Origin of the sequence: Spongiactinospora rosea (genome assembly GCF_003315795.1) — a bacterium.
Lineage (GTDB): Bacteria > Actinomycetota > Actinomycetes > Streptosporangiales > Streptosporangiaceae > Spongiactinospora > Spongiactinospora rosea.
Window position 1 is genome coordinate 19,527 of record NZ_QMEY01000044.1, and the last position, 17,484, is coordinate 37,010.

The window sequence follows — 17,484 nt, forward strand, 5'->3', positions numbered from 1 at the left end:
CCGCCCGCCCTTACGGGCGGGCGGCAAAGTCCTATAGGTCGCCGACGACATGCCCGACCGGTCCCGCCTCGCCGCCGCGCGAAATGTCGCGGTCAAGGCCGAGCGGGTCGGCGGGTTCACCGGTTCTCTCGTCGAGCGGCCCCTGCGCCAGCCTGGTCACCTCGGGGGGTGCCGGCGGCGCGAAATCTGCCACACGTCGAAGAGCCGTGAGAACGTCGTCGGGTCGAACGGCAGGATTAGCGTGCCGTACCACCATGTGAAGTATGACACATGAGTGTGCGGCGGCCTGACCTGCTGTTCCGCCTGTTCCCTCGGAGGACCCGCCCATCACCGGATCGGCCGCCCGCAGCACCAGCACCGGACCTCGCGCGTCGAAGCGGCGAATGCCCTTCTTCGTCAGGCGCTCGACCTCCACGTGCCCGGCGGCGAGGAACTTCTCCACGGCCGCGGCGGCGAGGCCGGGGTCGGCCCCGGGAAGTCGCATCTCCCAAGCCGAAGCCTCCAGCCGGTCGGCGAGAGAGCCGGCGTGCGCCGCGACGACGTCAAGGATGTCGAGGCCGGGCGGGAGGGACGCGTCGAGGTCCGCTCGGATCCGCTCGGGCTCGCACGGCGCGGTCACGCCGATCTCCAGGTATTCCGCCTCGCTCGCGACCCCGGTGGGGGCCGCACCCGCGTAGGAGATCTTCGGGTGGGGAGTGAACCCCGCGCTGAACGCCACCGGAATACCGGCACGGCGCACCGCCCGTTCGACGGCACGCGAGATGTCACGATGGCTGGTGAAGCGCAGCCGGCCACGCTTGGCGTAACGCACTCGGAGGCGCTGCGCCACGGGCGCGGGCGGTGGCCCTTCAGGAACAGGTTTCAGTGTGCTGTTGTCCCTTCTTACAACAATCCATGGTCTGGTTGTCATCCCAGGATAAGCGCTTGACAGCGGAAACTCTCCCGCCCGGTGCGGCCGGGACGGGTCACACGACGGTCAGAGGCAGCAACTTCCGGCCGGTGGGGCCGATCTGGATCTCCGTTCCCATGGTCGGGCAGACACCGCAGTCATAGCACGGGGTCCAGCGGCAGTCTTCCACCTCGCCCTCTCCGATGGCGTCCTGCCAGTCCTGCCACAGCCACTCGCGGTCGAGGCCGGCGTCCAGGTGGTCCCACGGAAGGACCTCGTTCTCCTCGCGCTCGCGCGTGGTGTACCAGGCGAGGTCGATCCCGGCGCGCTCGGCGGCGGCGGCCCAGCGCTCGTAGGAGAAGTGCTCGCTCCAGCCGTCGAAGCGCCCGCCTGCGGCCCAGACCGCCTCGATGACCGCGCCGACCCTGCGGTCGCCGCGCGACAGCAGGCCCTCCACGATGGACGGCTTGCCGTCGTGGTAGCGGTAGCCGATGGCCCTGCCGTACTCCTTGTCGCCGCGCAGCGCGGCCTTGAGCGCGGACAGGCGGCGGTCCACGACGTCGGCGTCGCACTGGGCGGCCCACTGGAACGGCGTGTGCGGCTTGGGCACGAACCCGCCGATGGAGACCGTGCACCGCACGTCGCGCGAACCGGTGGCCTCGCGGCCCGCCTTGATGACCTTCTTGGCCAGGTCGGCGATGCCGAGCACGTCTTCGTCGGTCTCGGTGGGCAGGCCGCACATGAAGTAGAGCTTGACCTGCCGCCAGCCCTGGCCGTAGGCGGCGGTGACGGTGCGGATCAGGTCGTCCTCCGTCACCATCTTGTTGATCACCTTGCGCATCCGCTCCGAGCCGCCCTCGGGCGCGAAGGTGAGGCCCGAACGCCTGCCGTTGCGCGACAGCTCGTTGGCCAGGTCGATGTTGAAGGCGTCGACCCGGGTGGAGGGCAGCGACAGGCTGGTCTGGGTGCCCTCGTAGCGGTCGGCCAGGCCCTTGGTGACCTCGGCGATCTCCGAGTGGTCGGCCGAGGACAGCGACAGCAGGCCGACCTCGTTGAAGCCGGACTCGGCGATGCCGTTCTGGACCATGTCGCCGATGGTGGTGATCGACCGCTCCCGCACCGGGCGGGTGATCATCCCGGCCTGGCAGAACCGGCACCCGCGCGTGCAGCCCCGGAAGATCTCCACACTGAACCGCTCGTGGACCGTCTCGGCCAGCGGCACCAGCGGCTTCTTCGGGTAGGGCCACTCGTCGAGGTCCATCACCGTGTGCTTGTGGACCCGCCAGGGCACGCCGGGGCGGTTGGGCGCGACCCGCCTGATCCGGCCGTCCGGGTGGTACTCCACGTCGTAGAACCTCGGCACGTAGACCCCGCCGGACTCGGCCAGGCGCATCAGCAGCCCGTCCCGGCCCTCCGGGCGGCCCTCGTCCTTCCACTCCCTGATGACCTCGCTGATGGCGATGGCGATCTGCTCGCCGTCGCCGAGCACCGCCGCGTCGACGAAGGCGGCGATCGGCTCGGGGTTGAAGGCGGCATGGCCCCCCGCGAGCACGATCGGGTCGTCCTCGCCGCGCTCGGCGGCGTGCAGCGGGATGCCCGCCAGGTCGAGCGCGGTCAGCAGGTTGGTGTAGCCCAGCTCGGTCGCGAAGGACACGCCGAGCACGTCGAAGGCGCGTACCGGCCGGTGCGCGTCCACGGTGAACTGCGGCAGGCCCTCGGCGCGCATCAGCGCCTCAAGGTCGGGCCACACCGCGTAGGTGCGCTCGGCGAGCGTGCCGGGCAGCTCGTTGAGGATTTCGTAAAGGATCTGTACGCCCTGGTTGGGCAGGCCCACCTCGTAGGCGTCCGGGTACATCAACGCCCAGCGGACCTGGGCGTCGTCCCAGTCTTTGACGGTCGAGTTGAGCTCACCCCCGACATACTGGATCGGCTTTTGCACCTTGGGCAGCAGCGGTTCCAGGCGCGGAAACAGAGACTCGACGGACATGCCACAAGCGTAACGGCTAGAACGGCTGCCACTGGCGGTCGTCCCCCGCGCGCAGCGAGGCGAGCCGGAAGGACAGGATGTCCGCCGTGGCCGGGTCGCGGTGCGCGTTGCGCAGCACCGCGGTCAGCGTGCGCAGCTCGCGCATGTCCCGCAGCACCGCGTACCCCTCCCATTCGCGCACGTCATGACCGTAGGACCGGCAGAACTCGGCGCGCTGCGCGGCCGTGTAGCCGAACCGCGCGCCCTGCAACGTCGGCACCAGGTCGATCTCACGCGGCCCCGCGCTCACCGAATCCCAGTCGCACAGCAACAGCCGCCCAGATGCACGAATCAGATTCCCCCGGTGTGCGTCACCGTGGATCAACCCGTACGGGAGGGTGAACCGAAGCCGCTCGTAGTAGGTCTCGGCGAGCGCGGAGCAGCGGTCGAGCAGCCAGCCCCGATCGCCGACGCCGAGCACGCGACAGGCCGCGATGGCCGTCCGCACTGGTCCGAACGGGTCGTACACCGGCAACTCGAACGGGACCGGCGGCAGGTCGTGCAGCCGCCGGAGCATCGGGCCGAGCGCGGCCGGGTCGTGCCGGTCGCCCTCGTCTTCCTCGTGGTGCCAGAAGGTGACCAGGAACCCCTCCTCGGCCACCGGCTGTTTGACGTCGAGCGGCCTGGTGGCGGGGTAGCCGCGCTCGGCCAGCCAGCGGGTCACCCGCAGGGAGGCCACCAGCCTGTCGTACTTGCCCGGAGTGGGCTCGGCGAGGCGCACCACCACGCCCTCCTCGGGCAGGTGGTAGACGGTACTGGCGAAGCTGCGCATCAGCCTGGCCCCCGCGGGGTCCAGGCCGGCCGCCCGGCAGGCCCGTTGCAGCGCCGCGACGGCGCCGGTCAGTACGCCGTCCCCAGCGCTTATGGTCATCAACCGACTCCCTCGTTGAGCGCCGGGGTCGCCTGGGGCAGCCCTGAGGCGCAGAAGCTTGCGATCCGGCGCGCCGTGCTCTGGCCGCCGGGGCGTCCGGCGAGCAGTTCGCCGCCGGTGCCGAGTGTGACCGCCAGGCTGCTGATCCGGCGCTCGGGCGGCAGCGCGAGCAGCGGGGCCACCACGCGGTCGGCGCCCTCGGCGTCGTCTTCGAGCAGGTGGGCGATCAGCAGGTGGGCGCGGGTCATGGCCTCGCAGCCGTAGGAGCGGTTCTGGTCCCCTCCCGCGGCGTAGCCGGCCAGCGACGCCTGGCCCTCGTGGATCGCGCGTTCGCTGTCGCCCAGGTGCAGCCAGGTCACGGACGCGTAGTAGTGCTGTTTGGCGGGCAGGAACGCGAACTCGCCCGCGATCTCGTCGTGCAGCTCGTCCCTGCCGGACTCCCTGGCCTCGCTCGCGCGGTCCAGCGACTCCACCGCGATGTCGTGCTGGGACAGCATGGCACTGGCCCGGGCGCGCAGCATGTGCAACCGCGCCCCGCCCGAACCGGTCCGCAGGTGCGACAGACCGTCCTCGGCGTAACCCGCGGCGTCGTGGTAGCGCTCGTCCCACAGCGCCACCGACGCCTGCATCCCGCGCGCCCAGCCCATCAGCGGCCCGTGCCCGGCCACCCTGCCGTAGGTCCAGGCGGCCCTGGCGAAGGTGTCGGCCGGGCCGCGGCGGCCCAGGTCCATGCTGACGTTGGCCATCAGGCCGCACAGGGCGCCGGTCAGGAAGTACAGCTCGATGGCCTGACCGGGGTGGACCCGGCGCTCCAGCGACCGCCTGGTGCGTTCTTGCAGCGAGCGCATCTCCACGAACAGCGGCAGCGGCGACTCCCACACGTAACGCCTGCCCAGCCAGGTGACCTCGGCGCGCAGGCGTTCCAGCGCGGCCGGGCCCAGCTCGCTGGTCTCGGCGCGCTCGGCGTGCTCACCGGCCTCGTCGGCCGCCGCCGCGATGGGGTCGAGCGGGGCCATGGTGGCGGCGCGCACGTGGTCGGGGGTGTAGTCGCGGGCGAAGCCGAGCTGTACCGGCCCGGTCTCGAACAGCCGGCTCAGCAGGTCGGTGTACTCCCGGTCGGGACGCGCCCCGGCCTCCCACTCCCGCCAGGAGCGCTCGGTGAGGCCGCGCCTGCGTACGCCGTCGCGGTCGCACATCGCGTGGAAGTGCTCGATGGCCTCCTCGACGGTCCAGCCCCAGGCGAGCCTGAAGCACTTGAACCTCGACGCCTGCGGGCAGCAGGCGTGCACCTCCTCGGCGATCCGGTGCGCCACCTCCGCGTTCAGCGGCGCGCCGCGCAGGTCGGCGAGCGCGCGTTCGCGGACGATCGCGGCGCACGTCTGCACGGACCGGTCTCCTCCTCGCCGCTCGGGCCCGCGCACCGTCATGCCTGCTCCTTAGGTTCCGGAGGTGGACTTTGCATCGGCACGATCGTGCCGCCCCCGTGCAACTGCGCGGTGAACAACTGCCCGCACAGACTGCCGGGGGTCTCGGCGAACCACACCTGCGGCGGGTCGCCGGCCGCGGCGGCCGCCCAGCGACCTCCGCCGTACACGATCCGGTAGTCAGGAAAGGCGATGCGCAGCAGCTCCAGCGCACGGTTGCGCAGTGCGGCCTCCTGCCCCTCAGTGAGGAGGGGCGGTCGATCCGGCATCACGGCTCCTCGGTCATCGAGCGTTCATCCCCCGACCCGGGTATGTTCCCAGGATGTTCGCTTGACGCACGCGCCGGTAGTGAGAGTCACATGTTCACACCATGAGAATGGCTCTCAGTCCCAAAAAGCCCTAGAAGCGCCGGTCACGGATGTAAATCGCCTGAAGCAGGCCGACCGCTACAAGGTTCGTGAACGTCGCCGTACCGCCGTAGGAGACGAAGGGCAGGGGCAGCCCGGTGATCGGCATGATCCCCACGGTCATCCCGATGTTCACGAACGACTGGAAGGCCAGCCAGCACACGATCGTACCCGCCACCAGCGTGCCGAACCGATCCTCACACTGCCACGCTATCCGGACACCCCGCAGCAGCACCACCCCGATCAGCAGCACGACCGTCACCGAGCCGACGAACCCGAACTCCTCGCCCGCCACCGTGAAGATGAAGTCGGTGTGCTGCTCGGGCACGAACCGCCCGGTGGTCTGCCCGCCGCCGAACAGGCCCTTGCCGAACATCTGCCCCGACCCGATCGCGTTCAGGGACTGCGTGCTGTTGTACCCGACGCCGCGCGGATCGGTGGACGGCCTGACGAACGCGGTGAACCTCGCCACCTGGTACGGCTCCAGCAACCCAAGGAACCACACCGCCGCGCCCGCCCCCACCGTCGCCAGCCCCAGGCCCGCGATCCAGCGCTTGCGCACGCCCGCGACCACCAGGGCGCTGGCGGTGATCACCCCGACCACCATGGCCGTGCCCAGGTCCGGCTGGAGCATCACCAGGCCGATGACCACGGCCGAGGCGACCAGCCCCAGCGTCACGTCCAGCCCGCGCGGCCGGTCGCCGCCCTCGGCGGGCTGGGCCATCAGCATCGCCAGCAGCAGCACCAGGCCCAGCTTGGCGAACTCCGAGGGCTGCACGGCGAAGCCCGCGCCCAGCATCACCCACGAGTGCGAGCCGTTCACCGTCGAGCCGAGCGGCGTGATGACCACGACCAGCCCGGCGAGCGACAGCGCGTACACCAGCGGCGCGTACGCCCGCAGCAGCCGGTGGTCCACCATCGACACCACGCTGTAGAGCGTCAGCCCGATGGCGACGTTCAGCACGTGCTTCTTGACCAGGCCGGTGGACCCCGGGGCCCACGTACGCGTGGACGACCACACCAGCAGCGTGCCGATCACCGTCAGCGCCAGCACCGCCACCAGCAGTACCGCGTCCATCCGCCACACCGCCCTGGTGGGGCCGGGCGCGCGGTGCAGCGGCGCCCGCCCGCGCGCGGCCGGGGCGATCACCGGGCCACCAGCCCGTCGGGACTGATCACCGGCAGGGTCTGCGCGGCCCGCATCCCGGGCAGCGCAGGCGTGGTCTTCTTGCCGCCCTGCGGCGCGATGCCGAACATCTGCTCGTAGATCTCACGCACCGCCGGGGCCGCCGTCGAGCCGCCCATCCCGCCCTGGGACACCATGACCACCACGACGAACCGCGGATCGGCCGCGGGCGCGAACGACGCGAACCACGAGGTGTCCTCCTTGCCGTACACCTCCGCCGTGCCGGTCTTGCCGCCGATCCTGATCTGCTCCATCGGGAACCCGTTGAAGGCCCCCGCCGCGGTGCCGTCGGACGTCACCTCGCTCAGCGCCTTCCTGATGTAGGTCCGCTGCTCGGCGGTGATCGGCAGCTTCCCCGTCACCGGGGACTTGATCCGCTCCACCAGCCTGCCGTCCGGCCGGACCCGCGCCCACCCGATCCGGGGGCTGCGCACCTTGCCGTCGGTCACCAGCGCCGCGTACGCCCGGGCCAGTTGCAGCGGCGTGACCAGCACGTCGCCCTGCCCGATGGAGAAGTTCGCCGCGTCACCGGCGCGCAGCCGGTAGCCCTCAAGGCAGTTCTCGTGGGCCAGCCGCTTGAGGAACGCCGCGCGCGAGGAGCTGGACTTGGCCACCTCGGGGAAGCCGGTCTTGGCCCGTTTGCAGTTGTCGTCCCTGGTGGCGGCCCACATCTCCTTCTTCCAGGACCGGTCGGGAATCCGCCCGGGGGACTCGCCCGGCAGGTCGATGCCGGTCCGCGCGCCGAAGCCGAAGTCGCGGGCCGTGTTGGCCATCGGCTCCTTCGTCGGCCCCTTGGGGTTCAGGCCGCCGTCCCGCAGCCACTGCTCGAACCCCGCCCGGTAGAAGATCGTGTCGCAGGACTTGACCAGCGCCTGGTGCAGCGTCAGCACGCCGAGCCCCTGCCCGCGGAAGTTGCTGAACGGCCGGCCGCCGACCATGAACGAACCCGGGCAGTTGTACTTGCCGTTCAGCGGGTAGCCGTCGGCGAGCATCGCCGACACCGAGGAGATCTTGAACGTGGAACCGGGCGCGAACTCACCCTTGGTGGCCCGCGAGACCAGCGGCTTGCCGTACTTCTCCGACAGCAGGCCGCGGTACTCGGCCTCGGAGATGCCGCCGCTCCACACGCCGAGGTCATAGGTCGGCGCACTGGCCAGCGCCAGTACGCGCCCGTTGCGCGGATCGAGCACCACGCCCGCCGCGCCGTCCGCCTTGGGCGCCTTCTTCATCGCGTTGACCAGCGCCTTCTCCACGATGAGCTGCACCTTGGAGTCGATGCTGGTGATCAGCGTGTCGCCGGGGACCGGCGCCACCTGGCGCTCCACGCCGAGGACCTTGCCCAGCCGGTCGACCTGCACCCTGCGCAGGCCGGGCACGCCGCGCAGCGCCTCGTCGTAGACCGACTCAAGGCCGTCCCGGCCCACCAGGTCCACGCCGGAAAAGGCGTCGGCGATGCCCTTGCGCCGGTCCAGTTCCTCCTGCGTGACCGGCTGGAGGTAGCCGAGCATCTGCGCGGCGGCGCTGCCCATCGGATACTCGCGGAACGCCTGGACCTCGGCGGTCACCCCGGGGAACTGCTCCTGCCGCTCCAGGATCTGCAGCGCCTGCCGGGTCGAGACGCCCTCGTCCACCGGGATCGGCTGGTACGGGGAGCCGGGCCAGCACGGCCGGGTGACGCCCGGCCCGCAGGAGCGGATACGGTCGCGCAGCGCCTGCACCGGCTGGTCGAGCACGCTCGCGAGCCGTCGCAGGACGGCGTGGCCGCCGTCGCGCATGCGGTAGAGCGCGGTGCGGTCCACCGAGACCACCAGGGCGGTCCGGTTGCGCACCAGGGGCCTGCCGTTGGCGTCCAGGATCTGGCCGCGTACGGCGGGCACCATGACGTCGCGGGTGCGGGTCTCCGTCGCCGCCGAGACGTACTGGGCGCCGCGCACCACCTGCACCTGCCACAGGCGCACGGCGAGCACGGCCAGGACCGACAGCACCAGCACGTGGACGATCAGCAGGCGGACGCGGATCCTCGTCATGACACCGCCCCCCTCGTGCCGCCCGCGGCGCGCAGCGCGTGCCGTACCGGCTGTTCGCCGCGCCTGCCGCCGAGCAGCCGCCCGGCGCCCCAGACCACCAGCGGCGCGGTCAGCAGGTTGCAGACCACGGCCCCGGGCAGCCGGGAGAGCAGGACCGCGCCGGTGATCCCCGGCACGCCGAGCAGCGCCGCCACCCCGGCGGCGAGCAGCGGCCCGGCCACCGCCGCCAGGACGGCCGCGGGCACCACGGCGGCGGACGTGCGCTCGACCATCCGCCCCACCACGAAGCCGATCAGGCAGAACACCAGCGCGTACTGACCGGCCACATGGTGGACCGGCGGCAGCAGGTCCACGGCCAGCCCGGCTCCGAAACCGGCGAACGCGCCCGCCGTCGCCCCCCGGTGCGCCCCGCACGCCACCACCACGAGCAGCACCAGGTCGGGCGCCTCACCCCCGGGCAGCGTCAGCCGGTTGAGCAGCGTCAGCTGCACCAGCACCGCGGCCACCACGAGCACCCCCGCCACCATCGCGACACCTCCGCCCCCGGCCGGACCGCCTCCGCGCCGCCCGTGCCGTCACTGCGCTCCCACCTCGTCCAGGGGCCGCCCCCGCCAGTCGGTCACCATGGGGTGACGCTCCTCGGCCGGGTCCTGTGGCCCGGCCTGCCCCAGCGGCCGGTCGAGTGGCCGATCGAGTGGCCGATCGAGTGGTCTGTCCAGGGGACGATCGAGCGGCCGGTCGAAGGGCCGGTTGCGGTGGGGGAACCGCTGCTCGGTACCGCGGCCCGGTTCGCCGCCGAACGGCGAGTCGCCCCGGCGACCGCGCGGCCGGCGTACCGGCTCCCGGCGCTCGCCCTCGGCGGTGCCCGCGCCCTGCTGCGGCTCCGCCTCCGGCGTCGCCGGCGCGCCGTCCCGCTCGCCGGAGCGCGCCCGCTTGGCCTTGCGGTCCTTCGCGGTGTCCGGCACCTGCCCGGCCTCGGCCGGGCGCGGCGGCAGCACCGCGTCCCGCGGGTCGCGCGGCGGCCCCTGGACCACCACGCCCACCACGTCGAGCGCCGACAGGTCCGCGTACGGCCGCGCGTACGCCACCCGCGTCAGCTCCCCCGGCGTGGCCTCGACCCGCTCCACGACGCCCAGCGGCACCCCCGGGACGTACGGCACGCCGCGCTGGGACCCGAAGCTGACGATCCGGCTGCCCGCCGCGATCGGAGCCGTGGAGTCCAGCAGCCGGAACAGCACCAGGCTCCCCGTCTCGCCGACGCCGTGCACCACCCCGATCTCCCTGCCGCCCTCCAGCCGCGCGCCCGCCGCCGAGGCCGGATCGCTGAGCAGCAGCACCGTGGACGTCGTCGGCCCCGCCTGGACGACCCTGCCCACCAGCCCGTCACCGTTGATCACGGTCATCTCCGGGCGCACCCCGTCGGTGGTGCCCGCGTCGACCTCGACGGCGTCCTCGAACCCGGGCAGGCCACGCCTGGCGATGACGTTCGCTGAAACGATCTTGTATTCGCCGCGCCCGGCGAGCCCGAGCATGGACCGCAGCTCCGCCGATCTGCCCTGGTCCAGCCGGTGCGCGGCCAGTTCGCCGCGCAGCCGCTGGTTGACCGCGCTCAGCTCGGCGACCCTCTGGCGCGCGGACGGCGCGGACGCCAGCGCCGCGAAGAAGTCGCCGACCGGACGGGTGACCCCGGCCACGGCCCGCTCGGCCGTACCGAACACGGACGCGCCCGCGGTGCGCAGCGCGCCGAGCGGCGAGCCCGCCCCCGCGCGGTGATCGACGGTGATCAGCACCAGGGCGGTGGCCAGCAGCAGCGTCAGGACGAGCCGGGTGCGGCGGGTGTCGCGCATCAGTGCCGTGGCTCCGGCACGAGCACCTGCTGCAACGCCTCGAACTCCTCCACGCACTTGCCGGTGCCCAGCGCGACCGAGTCGAGGGCGTTGTCCACCAGGTGGACGGGCATGCCGGTCTCGTCGCGCAGACGTTCGTCCATGCCCCTGATCAGCGCGCCGCCGCCGGTGAGGGCGATGCCGCGGTCCATCAGGTCACCGGACAGCTCCGGCGGGCAGCGGTCGAGCGTGGACTTCACGGCGTCGACGATCGCGTTGATCGACTCCTCCGTGGCCTTGCGGATCTCGTGCGCCGACACCACGACCGTCTTGGGCAGGCCACTGACCAGATCGCGCCCGCGCACCTCGGCGTGGCCCTCGTCCTGCTGCTCGCAGGCCGAGCCGATGGCCATCTTGATCTCTTCGGCGGTGCGCTCGCCCAGCATCAGCGAGTACTCCTTCTTGGCGAACGTGATGATCGCCTGGTCCAGCTCGTCACCGCCGACCCTGATCGACTGGCTGGTCACGACGCCGCCCATGGAGATGATCGCCACCTCGGTGGTGCCCCCGCCGATGTCGACCACCATGTTGCCGGTCGGCTCGTGCACCGGCAGGCCCGCGCCGATGGCCGCGGCCATCGGCTCCTCCACGATGTAGACCTTCCTGGCCCCGGCCTGGTAGCCGGCCTCCTTGACCGCGCGCTGCTCCACGCTGGTGATGCCGCTCGGCACGGCGACGATGATGCGCGGCTTGGCGAAGTGGCGGCGGCGGAGCACCCGCTGGATGAAGTAGCGCAGCATCCGCTCGGTGACCTCGAAGTCGGCGATCACGCCGTCCTTCAGCGGGCGGACGGCGAGGATGTTGCCCGGCGTACGGCCGATCATCCGCTTGGCCTCGACGCCGACCGCGACGATCTTGCCGGTCATGGTGTTGAGGGCGACCACGGAGGGCTCGTTCAGCACGATGCCGCGGCCCCGGACGTACACCAGCGTGTTCGCCGTGCCGAGGTCGACGGCCATGTCACGGCCGAAAAGAGCGAGCTTGCTACCCATGGGGACGCCGAGCCTTCCGTGCATCGATCAGCGGACGGTCACCTACCGCATTCGCATCGTAACGTGACGTACCCACCGTCAACCGCAAAGGCCGCCCCGCCCCCGGGAAAACTTTCCAGCGTTGCCGCCCCGGCCATCGAGCGGCGGATCAGGCCCTGGAACGCAAAAAGGGCGCCGGAGACGGCGCCCTCGTCGCGTGTGCGGGCCGCTAGAAGCGGTCGGGGAAGAAGATCTTGATCTCCCGGGAGGCGGACTCGGGCGCGTCGGAGCCGTGCACGATGTTCTCGCCGATCTCCAGCGCGTGGTCGCCCCTGATCGTGCCGGGCGCGGCCTTGACCGGGTCGGTCAGGCCCGCCAGCCCGCGGAACGCCTCGATCGCCCGCGGCCCCTCGACCACCATGGCCACCAGCGGACCGGAGGTGATGAACTCCACCAGGCTGTCGAAGAACGGCTTGCTGGAGTGCTCGGCGTAGTGGGCCTTGGCCGTGTCGGCGTCGAGGGTGCGCAGGTCCATCGCCACGATCGTGAGGCCCTTGCGCTCGATCCGGCCGATCACGTCGCCGACCAGCCCACGCGCCACGCCATCAGGCTTGATCAGGACAAGAGTGCGCTCGGACACTGTGGTCTCTCCTTCAACCATGGAATCTCTCGCGGAATGCGGTGAATGCGCGAAGCCTACCGTCCTTGCGGCGATCCGCCGCTTTCCGGCGACGGGGTGGGCGGCGGTACCGCCAGGTGGTCACCCGTCTCGGCGTCGTCGCCGTCGGACCTGCCGGGCTCGTCGGGCATCTCCAGGGGCGCGCCCGCGTCGGCGACGTCTCCGGCGTACGGCTCGCGCCGCGCCAGGAAGGCGGCCAGCAGGATCACGGCCACCACCAGCAGCCCGGCGGTCAGCGTCCAGAGGTCCAGAGCCGACAGGAACGCGTCGGCCAGTCCCTCCTGTGAGGTCGCCGCGCGCAGGCCGGGCAACTGGATGCCGCTGCCCAGCAGGAACCCCGCCAGCATCGCCGGGAAGCACAGCGACAGCGCGAACAGCGCGTCGTCCGTGCCGGCCGAGGACAGCGCGGCGGTGAGCGCGACCGCCGCGCCCGCCGCGATCAACGCGAACGGCAGCAGCAGGATGATCCCCTGCTCGATCGGCACCAGCCGCCAGACCGCGCACAGCCCGGCCACCAGCGCCACCAGCCCCGCCTCGCCCAGCATCACCGGCAGGGGCGGACGCACCCTGGCGACCGCCCAGGCCGCGCCCACGGCCACCACGGCGGTCAGCGCGAACGCGGGCCACAGCCCGGACAGGCCCGGCCCGCCCAGGCCGCCCAGCTCCATGTTGGTCACCTGCGCGCCCGTGGGCAGCACGACGGCCCCCACGGCCACCATGACGTAGGCCGCCGGGCGCGCGCCGCCCAGCGAGGCCACGACGAGCAGCGCGACCAGCCCCAGCAGGGACGCGAGCAGCACCACCGGCACCGGCCAGGAGTTGGAGATCGCGAACGCCAGTACCGCGATCGCCGCGGCCGGCGCCACGGTGAGCGCGAGCCCGCGCCGCACCGGCTTGGCATGCGCCGCCGTGGACGCGCGCGCGTGCCGGCCCGGCTCGGCGGAGTCCTGGGGCGGCCGGGCGCCGTCGGCCCGCATCCGGAGCATCATGTGGACGGCGGCGAGCGCCAGCGCGATGCCGGTCGGCATCGGGTACGGCTGCAGGGCCACCTGCCACGCGGTCACGTCGTCGAGCGGCCACAGCGCCAGCGCCTGCGCGCCGAGCATGCTCACCGCGAGCGTCGCCGCCCACAGCGCGCGCAGCGGCGCGGGACGCTCCCGCACCGCCACCAGGGTCGCGGGCACCAGCAGGCCCGCCCCCACGCCGTGCAGGGCGCGCAGTACGCCGACGAGCATCGGCGAACCGGCGAACCCGCCCGCCACATCGGCGACCGCGAGCACGGTCAGCCCGCCGACCAGGACGGGCGCGGCGGGCACGCGGCGCACGAGCACCACGGCGAACGGCACGGTCAGCATCATCGCGGGCAGTGCGAGCCCGTGGGCGCGGACCATATCGGCGGCCGGTACTCCGGGCGGCAGCAGCGCGGAGACCACCGATATCGTGTTGGGCACCGCGACGATCGCCAGCGGGATCGCGACCAGGACGAGCAGCCCGAGCACCACGTCGTGGACGCGGGAGACGCGCGGGTCACGCGCGCGGGTCGTCGTCTGCGTCGCCTTCGTCGTCGAAGGTCCGCCGGTCGCCGCCTGGGATCGCTCAGTGAGGGGGTCGGCCATGTCCGCCGACTTTAGCGTGAAGTCACGCCCTCGACACGGCGAGCGACGAATATCGCCGTTATCCACAGTGCGGCGAAGATCACACCGAGGAAGAACATCGGGAACACCAGGAATCCGGTGGCGATCACGACCACCTGGAGCACGCTCCCGAAGATGTATCCGAACGGCCGCTTGAGCAGCCCCGCCGCCACCACGCACGCGGCGGCGACGCCGAGACCGACCGCCAGCGCGGTGCCCGGCGGCGTGCCGTTCAGGTTGATCGCCACCGGCGCGGTCAGGGCCACCACGATCGCCTCCATGGTCAGCACGGTGGAGCCCAACCGCCGCATGCCCGGCGTCACCTGGAACGTCTTGCCTGCCACGGCATCCCTCCTGTCATCGCTTCCGACCACTGCCCGCCCACGACCTGCCCGGCCCGCTCACGCGCCTTCCACGTGCAGCAGGTGCCTGGCGTCTCCCGCCGTCACCACCGAACCGGTGATCAGCACCCCCGCGCCACCGAACTCGCCATCCTCGTCGGCCAGCCCCACCGCCGTGTCGATGGCGTCGTCGAGCCTGGCCGCGACCCGCACCCGGTCCGTGCCGAACAGGCCCTCCGCCAGCTCCGCCAGCTCGGCGGGTTCCATCGAGCGGGGGGACGAGTTGCGGGTAACCACGATCTCCGCCAGGACCGGCTCCAGCAACTCGAGCAGGCCCCTGATGTCCTTGTCGGCCATCACGGCGACGACGCCGATCAGGCGCGCGAAGTCGAACGACTCCTCGACCGCCTCGATGGCCGCCTGCATGCCGCCGGGGTTGTGCGCGGCGTCCACCAGGACGGTGGGGCCGCGCCGGACCACCTCCAGCCGTCCCGGCGAGGAGGCGGTGGCGAACGCCTGACGTACCAGCTCCGGGTCCAGCGGGTCGTCACCGCCGGTCAGGACCTCCACTGCCGCCAGGGCACAGGCCGCGTTGCTCGCCTGGTGCGCGCCGTACAGGGGGAGGAAGACGTCCTCATAGACGCCCTTGAGCCCCTGCAACCGAAGAAGCTGGCCGCCCAGCGCCACCTCGTGGCCCAGCACCCCGAACTCCAGCCCCTCACGCGCCACGACGGCCTCCACCTCCGCCGCCCTGCGCATCAGCACCTCGGCGGCGGTCACGTCCTGCTGCGCGAGCACGGCCGTGATGTGCGACTTGATGATCCCGGCCTTCTCCTCGGAGATGGTCGCGACATCGTCGCCCAGGTAGTCGGTGTGGTCCAGGGAGATCGGCGTGATCACGGCCACGGCCGGGTCCACGACGTTCGTCGCGTCCCAGGTGCCGCCCATCCCGGTCTCGATCACCGCGATGTCGACCGGCGCGTCCGCGAACGCCGCGAACCCCATCGCGGTCAGCGTCTCGAAGAACGAGACCTTGCCGACCTGCTTGTCGATCATCTCGATGTACGGCAGGACGTCCTGGTACACCTCGACGAACCGCTCCTCCGACAGCGGGGCGCCGTCCACGCAGATCCGCTCCCGCACCGAGGTCAGATGCGGACTGGTGAACCGGCCCACGCGCAGGTTGCGCCGCGCCAGCAGGCTCTCCGTCAGGCGCGCGGTACTGGTCTTGCCGTTGGTGCCGGCCAGGTGCACGACGGGGTAGGAGCGCTGCGGCGAGCCGAGAAGATCCATCAACGCCGCGATCCGATCGAGCGTCGGGTCGAACTGCCACTCGACGCCGCGCCCCATGATGGCCTGCTCTACCGCGCGATACTCCACACGACCAACCCTACTGACCCGGGGCGATGGTGAATCCGCTGACCCACGGGCGGGAGCTGATCGAGGGCATGAAAAAAGGGCCCTGACACATGACGATGTGTCGGACCCTTTTCTCTTTATTCAATATTTGTGCGGCAGCGACCTACTCTCCCACACCGTCCCCAGTGCAGTACCATCAGCGCAGGCAGGCTTAACTTCCGGGTTCGGAATGTAACCGGGTGTCTCCCCACCGCCATAACCACCGCAACACATCGAAACCACCAACCGGCGCAGACCCACCCCTCCGAAGAGGGGCAGACCGCAGCCTGGTTGCAGTCTCAGAATCACACAGTGAACGCGAGCACCACACACAGCAGACGTGTTTGTTGTGGTCAAGTCCTCGGCCTATTAGTACCAGTCAGCTCCACGCCTCACAACGCTTCCACCACCAGCCTATCAACCCGGTCATCCACCGGGAGCCTTACCCCACCAAAGTGGGAGGGAGACCTCATCTCAAGGCAAGCTTCCCGCTTAGATGCCTTCAGCGGTTATCCTTCCCGAACGTAGCCAACCAGCCATGCACCTGGCGATACAACTGGCACACCAGAGGTTCGTCCGTCCCGGTCCTCTCGTACTAGGGACAGCCCCCTTCAAGTCTCCTACGCGCGCAGCGGATAGGGACCGAACTGTCTCGCGACGTTCTAAACCCAGCTCGCGTACCGCTTTAATGGGCGAACAGCCCAACCCTTGGGACCTACTCCAGCCCCAGGATGCGACGAGCCGACATCGAGGTGCCAAACCATCCCGTCGATATGGACTCTTGGGGAAGATCAGCCTGTTATCCCCGGGGTACCTTTTAGCCGTTGAGCGACACCCCAACCACACAGAGATGCCGGATCACTAGTCCCAGCTTTCGCTCCTGCTCGACCCGTCGGTCTCACAGTCAAGCCCCCTTGTGCACTTACACTCACCACCTGATGACCAACCAGGCTGAGGGAACCTTTGGGCGCCTCCGTTACCCTTTAGGAGGCAACCGCCCCAGTTAAACTACCCACCAGACACTGTCCCCCACCCGGATCCACGGGCGCGGGTTAGACATCCAAAACGACCAGAGTGGTATTTCACCAACGGCTCCACGACCACTAGCGTGACCGCTTCACAGCCTCCCACCTATCCTACACAAGCCGCCCCAAACACCAATGTCAAGCTATAGTGAAGGTCCCGGGGTCTTTCCGTCCTGCTGCGCGTAACGAGCATCTTTACTCGTAATGCAATTTCGCCGGGCCTGTGGTTGAGACAGCGGGGAAGTCGTTACGCCATTCGTGCAGGTCGGAACTTACCCGACAAGGAATTTCGCTACCTTAGGATGGTTATAGTTACCACCGCCGTTTACCGGCGCTTAAGTTCTCACCTTCGCAACCCCAAAAGAGTCACTAAGCGGTCCCCTTAACGTTCCGGCACCGGGCAGGCGTCAGTCCGTATACATCGTCTTACGACTTCGCACAGACCTGTGTTTTTAATAAACAGTCGCTTCCCCCTGGCCACTGCGACCCCCACCAGCACCCGGCCGCGCAGGCCGGTCACCAGCAAGGGCCCCCCTTCTCCCGAAGTTACGGGGGCAATTTGCCGAGTTCCTTAACCACAGTTCACCCGATCGCCTCGGTATTCTCTACCTGACCACCTGAGTCGGTTTAGGGTACGGGCCGCCGCCACACTCACTAGAGGCTTTTCTCGGCAGCATAGGATCATCCACTTCGCCACAATCGGCTCGGCATCACACCTCA

Annotated in this window: 14 protein-coding genes and 2 rRNA genes; all 16 read right to left on the bottom strand. The window is 70.6% G+C overall.

The features are described 5' to 3' along the window. Positions 1-31: 31 nt before the first annotated feature. Positions 32-829 carry a TIGR03936 family radical SAM-associated protein gene (locus DP939_RS43685; RefSeq protein WP_225878920.1) on the bottom strand — a complete coding sequence of 266 codons (798 nt, stop codon included), beginning with the start codon at positions 827-829 and terminating at the stop codon, positions 32-34. 136 nt (positions 830-965) lie between these two features. Then, positions 966-2,876 carry a TIGR03960 family B12-binding radical SAM protein gene (locus DP939_RS43690; RefSeq protein ID WP_113986740.1) on the bottom strand — a complete coding sequence of 637 codons (1,911 nt, stop codon included), beginning with the start codon at positions 2,874-2,876 and terminating at the stop codon, positions 966-968. Between the two features lie 16 nt (positions 2,877-2,892). After that, on the bottom strand, positions 2,893-3,786 hold the full coding sequence (locus tag DP939_RS43695) for a phosphotransferase family protein (RefSeq protein ID WP_113986741.1): 894 nt from the start codon (positions 3,784-3,786) through the stop codon (positions 2,893-2,895). Beyond that, a complete protein-coding gene (locus DP939_RS43700) occupies positions 3,786-5,213 on the bottom strand; it encodes a hypothetical protein (RefSeq protein WP_147268392.1) in 1,428 nt (475 codons plus the stop codon). The genes DP939_RS43695 and DP939_RS43700 overlap by 1 nt, the downstream gene beginning before the upstream one ends. Further along, the gene (locus DP939_RS43705) at positions 5,210-5,479 is read right to left on the bottom strand and encodes a hypothetical protein (RefSeq protein ID WP_111171223.1); all 270 of its coding nucleotides are present in this window, start codon (positions 5,477-5,479) and stop codon (positions 5,210-5,212) included. The genes DP939_RS43700 and DP939_RS43705 overlap by 4 nt, the downstream gene beginning before the upstream one ends. Before the next feature lie 130 nt (positions 5,480-5,609). After that, a complete protein-coding gene (rodA, locus tag DP939_RS43710) occupies positions 5,610-6,767 on the bottom strand; it encodes a rod shape-determining protein RodA (protein ID WP_318656349.1) in 1,158 nt (385 codons plus the stop codon). Continuing rightward, complete coding sequence (gene mrdA, locus DP939_RS43715) at positions 6,764-8,830, bottom strand: penicillin-binding protein 2 (protein WP_113986744.1); 2,067 nt, start codon at positions 8,828-8,830, stop codon at positions 6,764-6,766. The genes rodA and mrdA overlap by 4 nt, the downstream gene beginning before the upstream one ends. Beyond that, entirely contained in the window at positions 8,827-9,357 is a 531-nt protein-coding gene (gene mreD / locus DP939_RS43720) for a rod shape-determining protein MreD (protein WP_113986745.1), read from the bottom strand. Before mreD ends, mrdA begins: the two co-directional genes overlap by 4 nt. 48 nt (positions 9,358-9,405) lie before the next feature. Further along, the gene (mreC, locus tag DP939_RS43725) at positions 9,406-10,677 is read right to left on the bottom strand and encodes a rod shape-determining protein MreC (RefSeq protein WP_113986746.1); all 1,272 of its coding nucleotides are present in this window, start codon (positions 10,675-10,677) and stop codon (positions 9,406-9,408) included. Next, a complete protein-coding gene (mreB, locus tag DP939_RS43730; protein ID WP_113986747.1) occupies positions 10,677-11,708 on the bottom strand; it encodes a rod shape-determining protein in 1,032 nt (343 codons plus the stop codon). The genes mreC and mreB overlap by 1 nt, the downstream gene beginning before the upstream one ends. Before the next feature lie 208 nt (positions 11,709-11,916). Next, positions 11,917-12,327: a nucleoside-diphosphate kinase gene (gene ndk / locus DP939_RS43735; protein ID WP_225878921.1), complete on the bottom strand. Its 411-nt coding sequence runs from the start codon at positions 12,325-12,327 to the stop codon at positions 11,917-11,919. Between the two features lie 56 nt (positions 12,328-12,383). Then, the gene (locus DP939_RS46590) at positions 12,384-13,982 is read right to left on the bottom strand and encodes an MFS transporter (protein WP_158578997.1); all 1,599 of its coding nucleotides are present in this window, start codon (positions 13,980-13,982) and stop codon (positions 12,384-12,386) included. An 11-nt stretch (positions 13,983-13,993) separates the two neighbouring features. Continuing rightward, complete coding sequence (locus tag DP939_RS43745; RefSeq protein ID WP_225878922.1) at positions 13,994-14,344, bottom strand: DUF4233 domain-containing protein; 351 nt, start codon at positions 14,342-14,344, stop codon at positions 13,994-13,996. A gap of 57 nt (positions 14,345-14,401) precedes the next feature. Next, a complete protein-coding gene (locus tag DP939_RS43750; protein ID WP_113986755.1) occupies positions 14,402-15,691 on the bottom strand; it encodes a bifunctional folylpolyglutamate synthase/dihydrofolate synthase in 1,290 nt (429 codons plus the stop codon). A 159-nt stretch (positions 15,692-15,850) separates the two neighbouring features. Then, a 5S ribosomal RNA gene (gene rrf, locus DP939_RS43755) occupies positions 15,851-15,967 on the bottom strand. Positions 15,968-16,088: 121 nt separating this feature from the next. After that, positions 16,089-17,484 (bottom strand): 23S ribosomal RNA (locus DP939_RS43760); the annotation flags it as partial.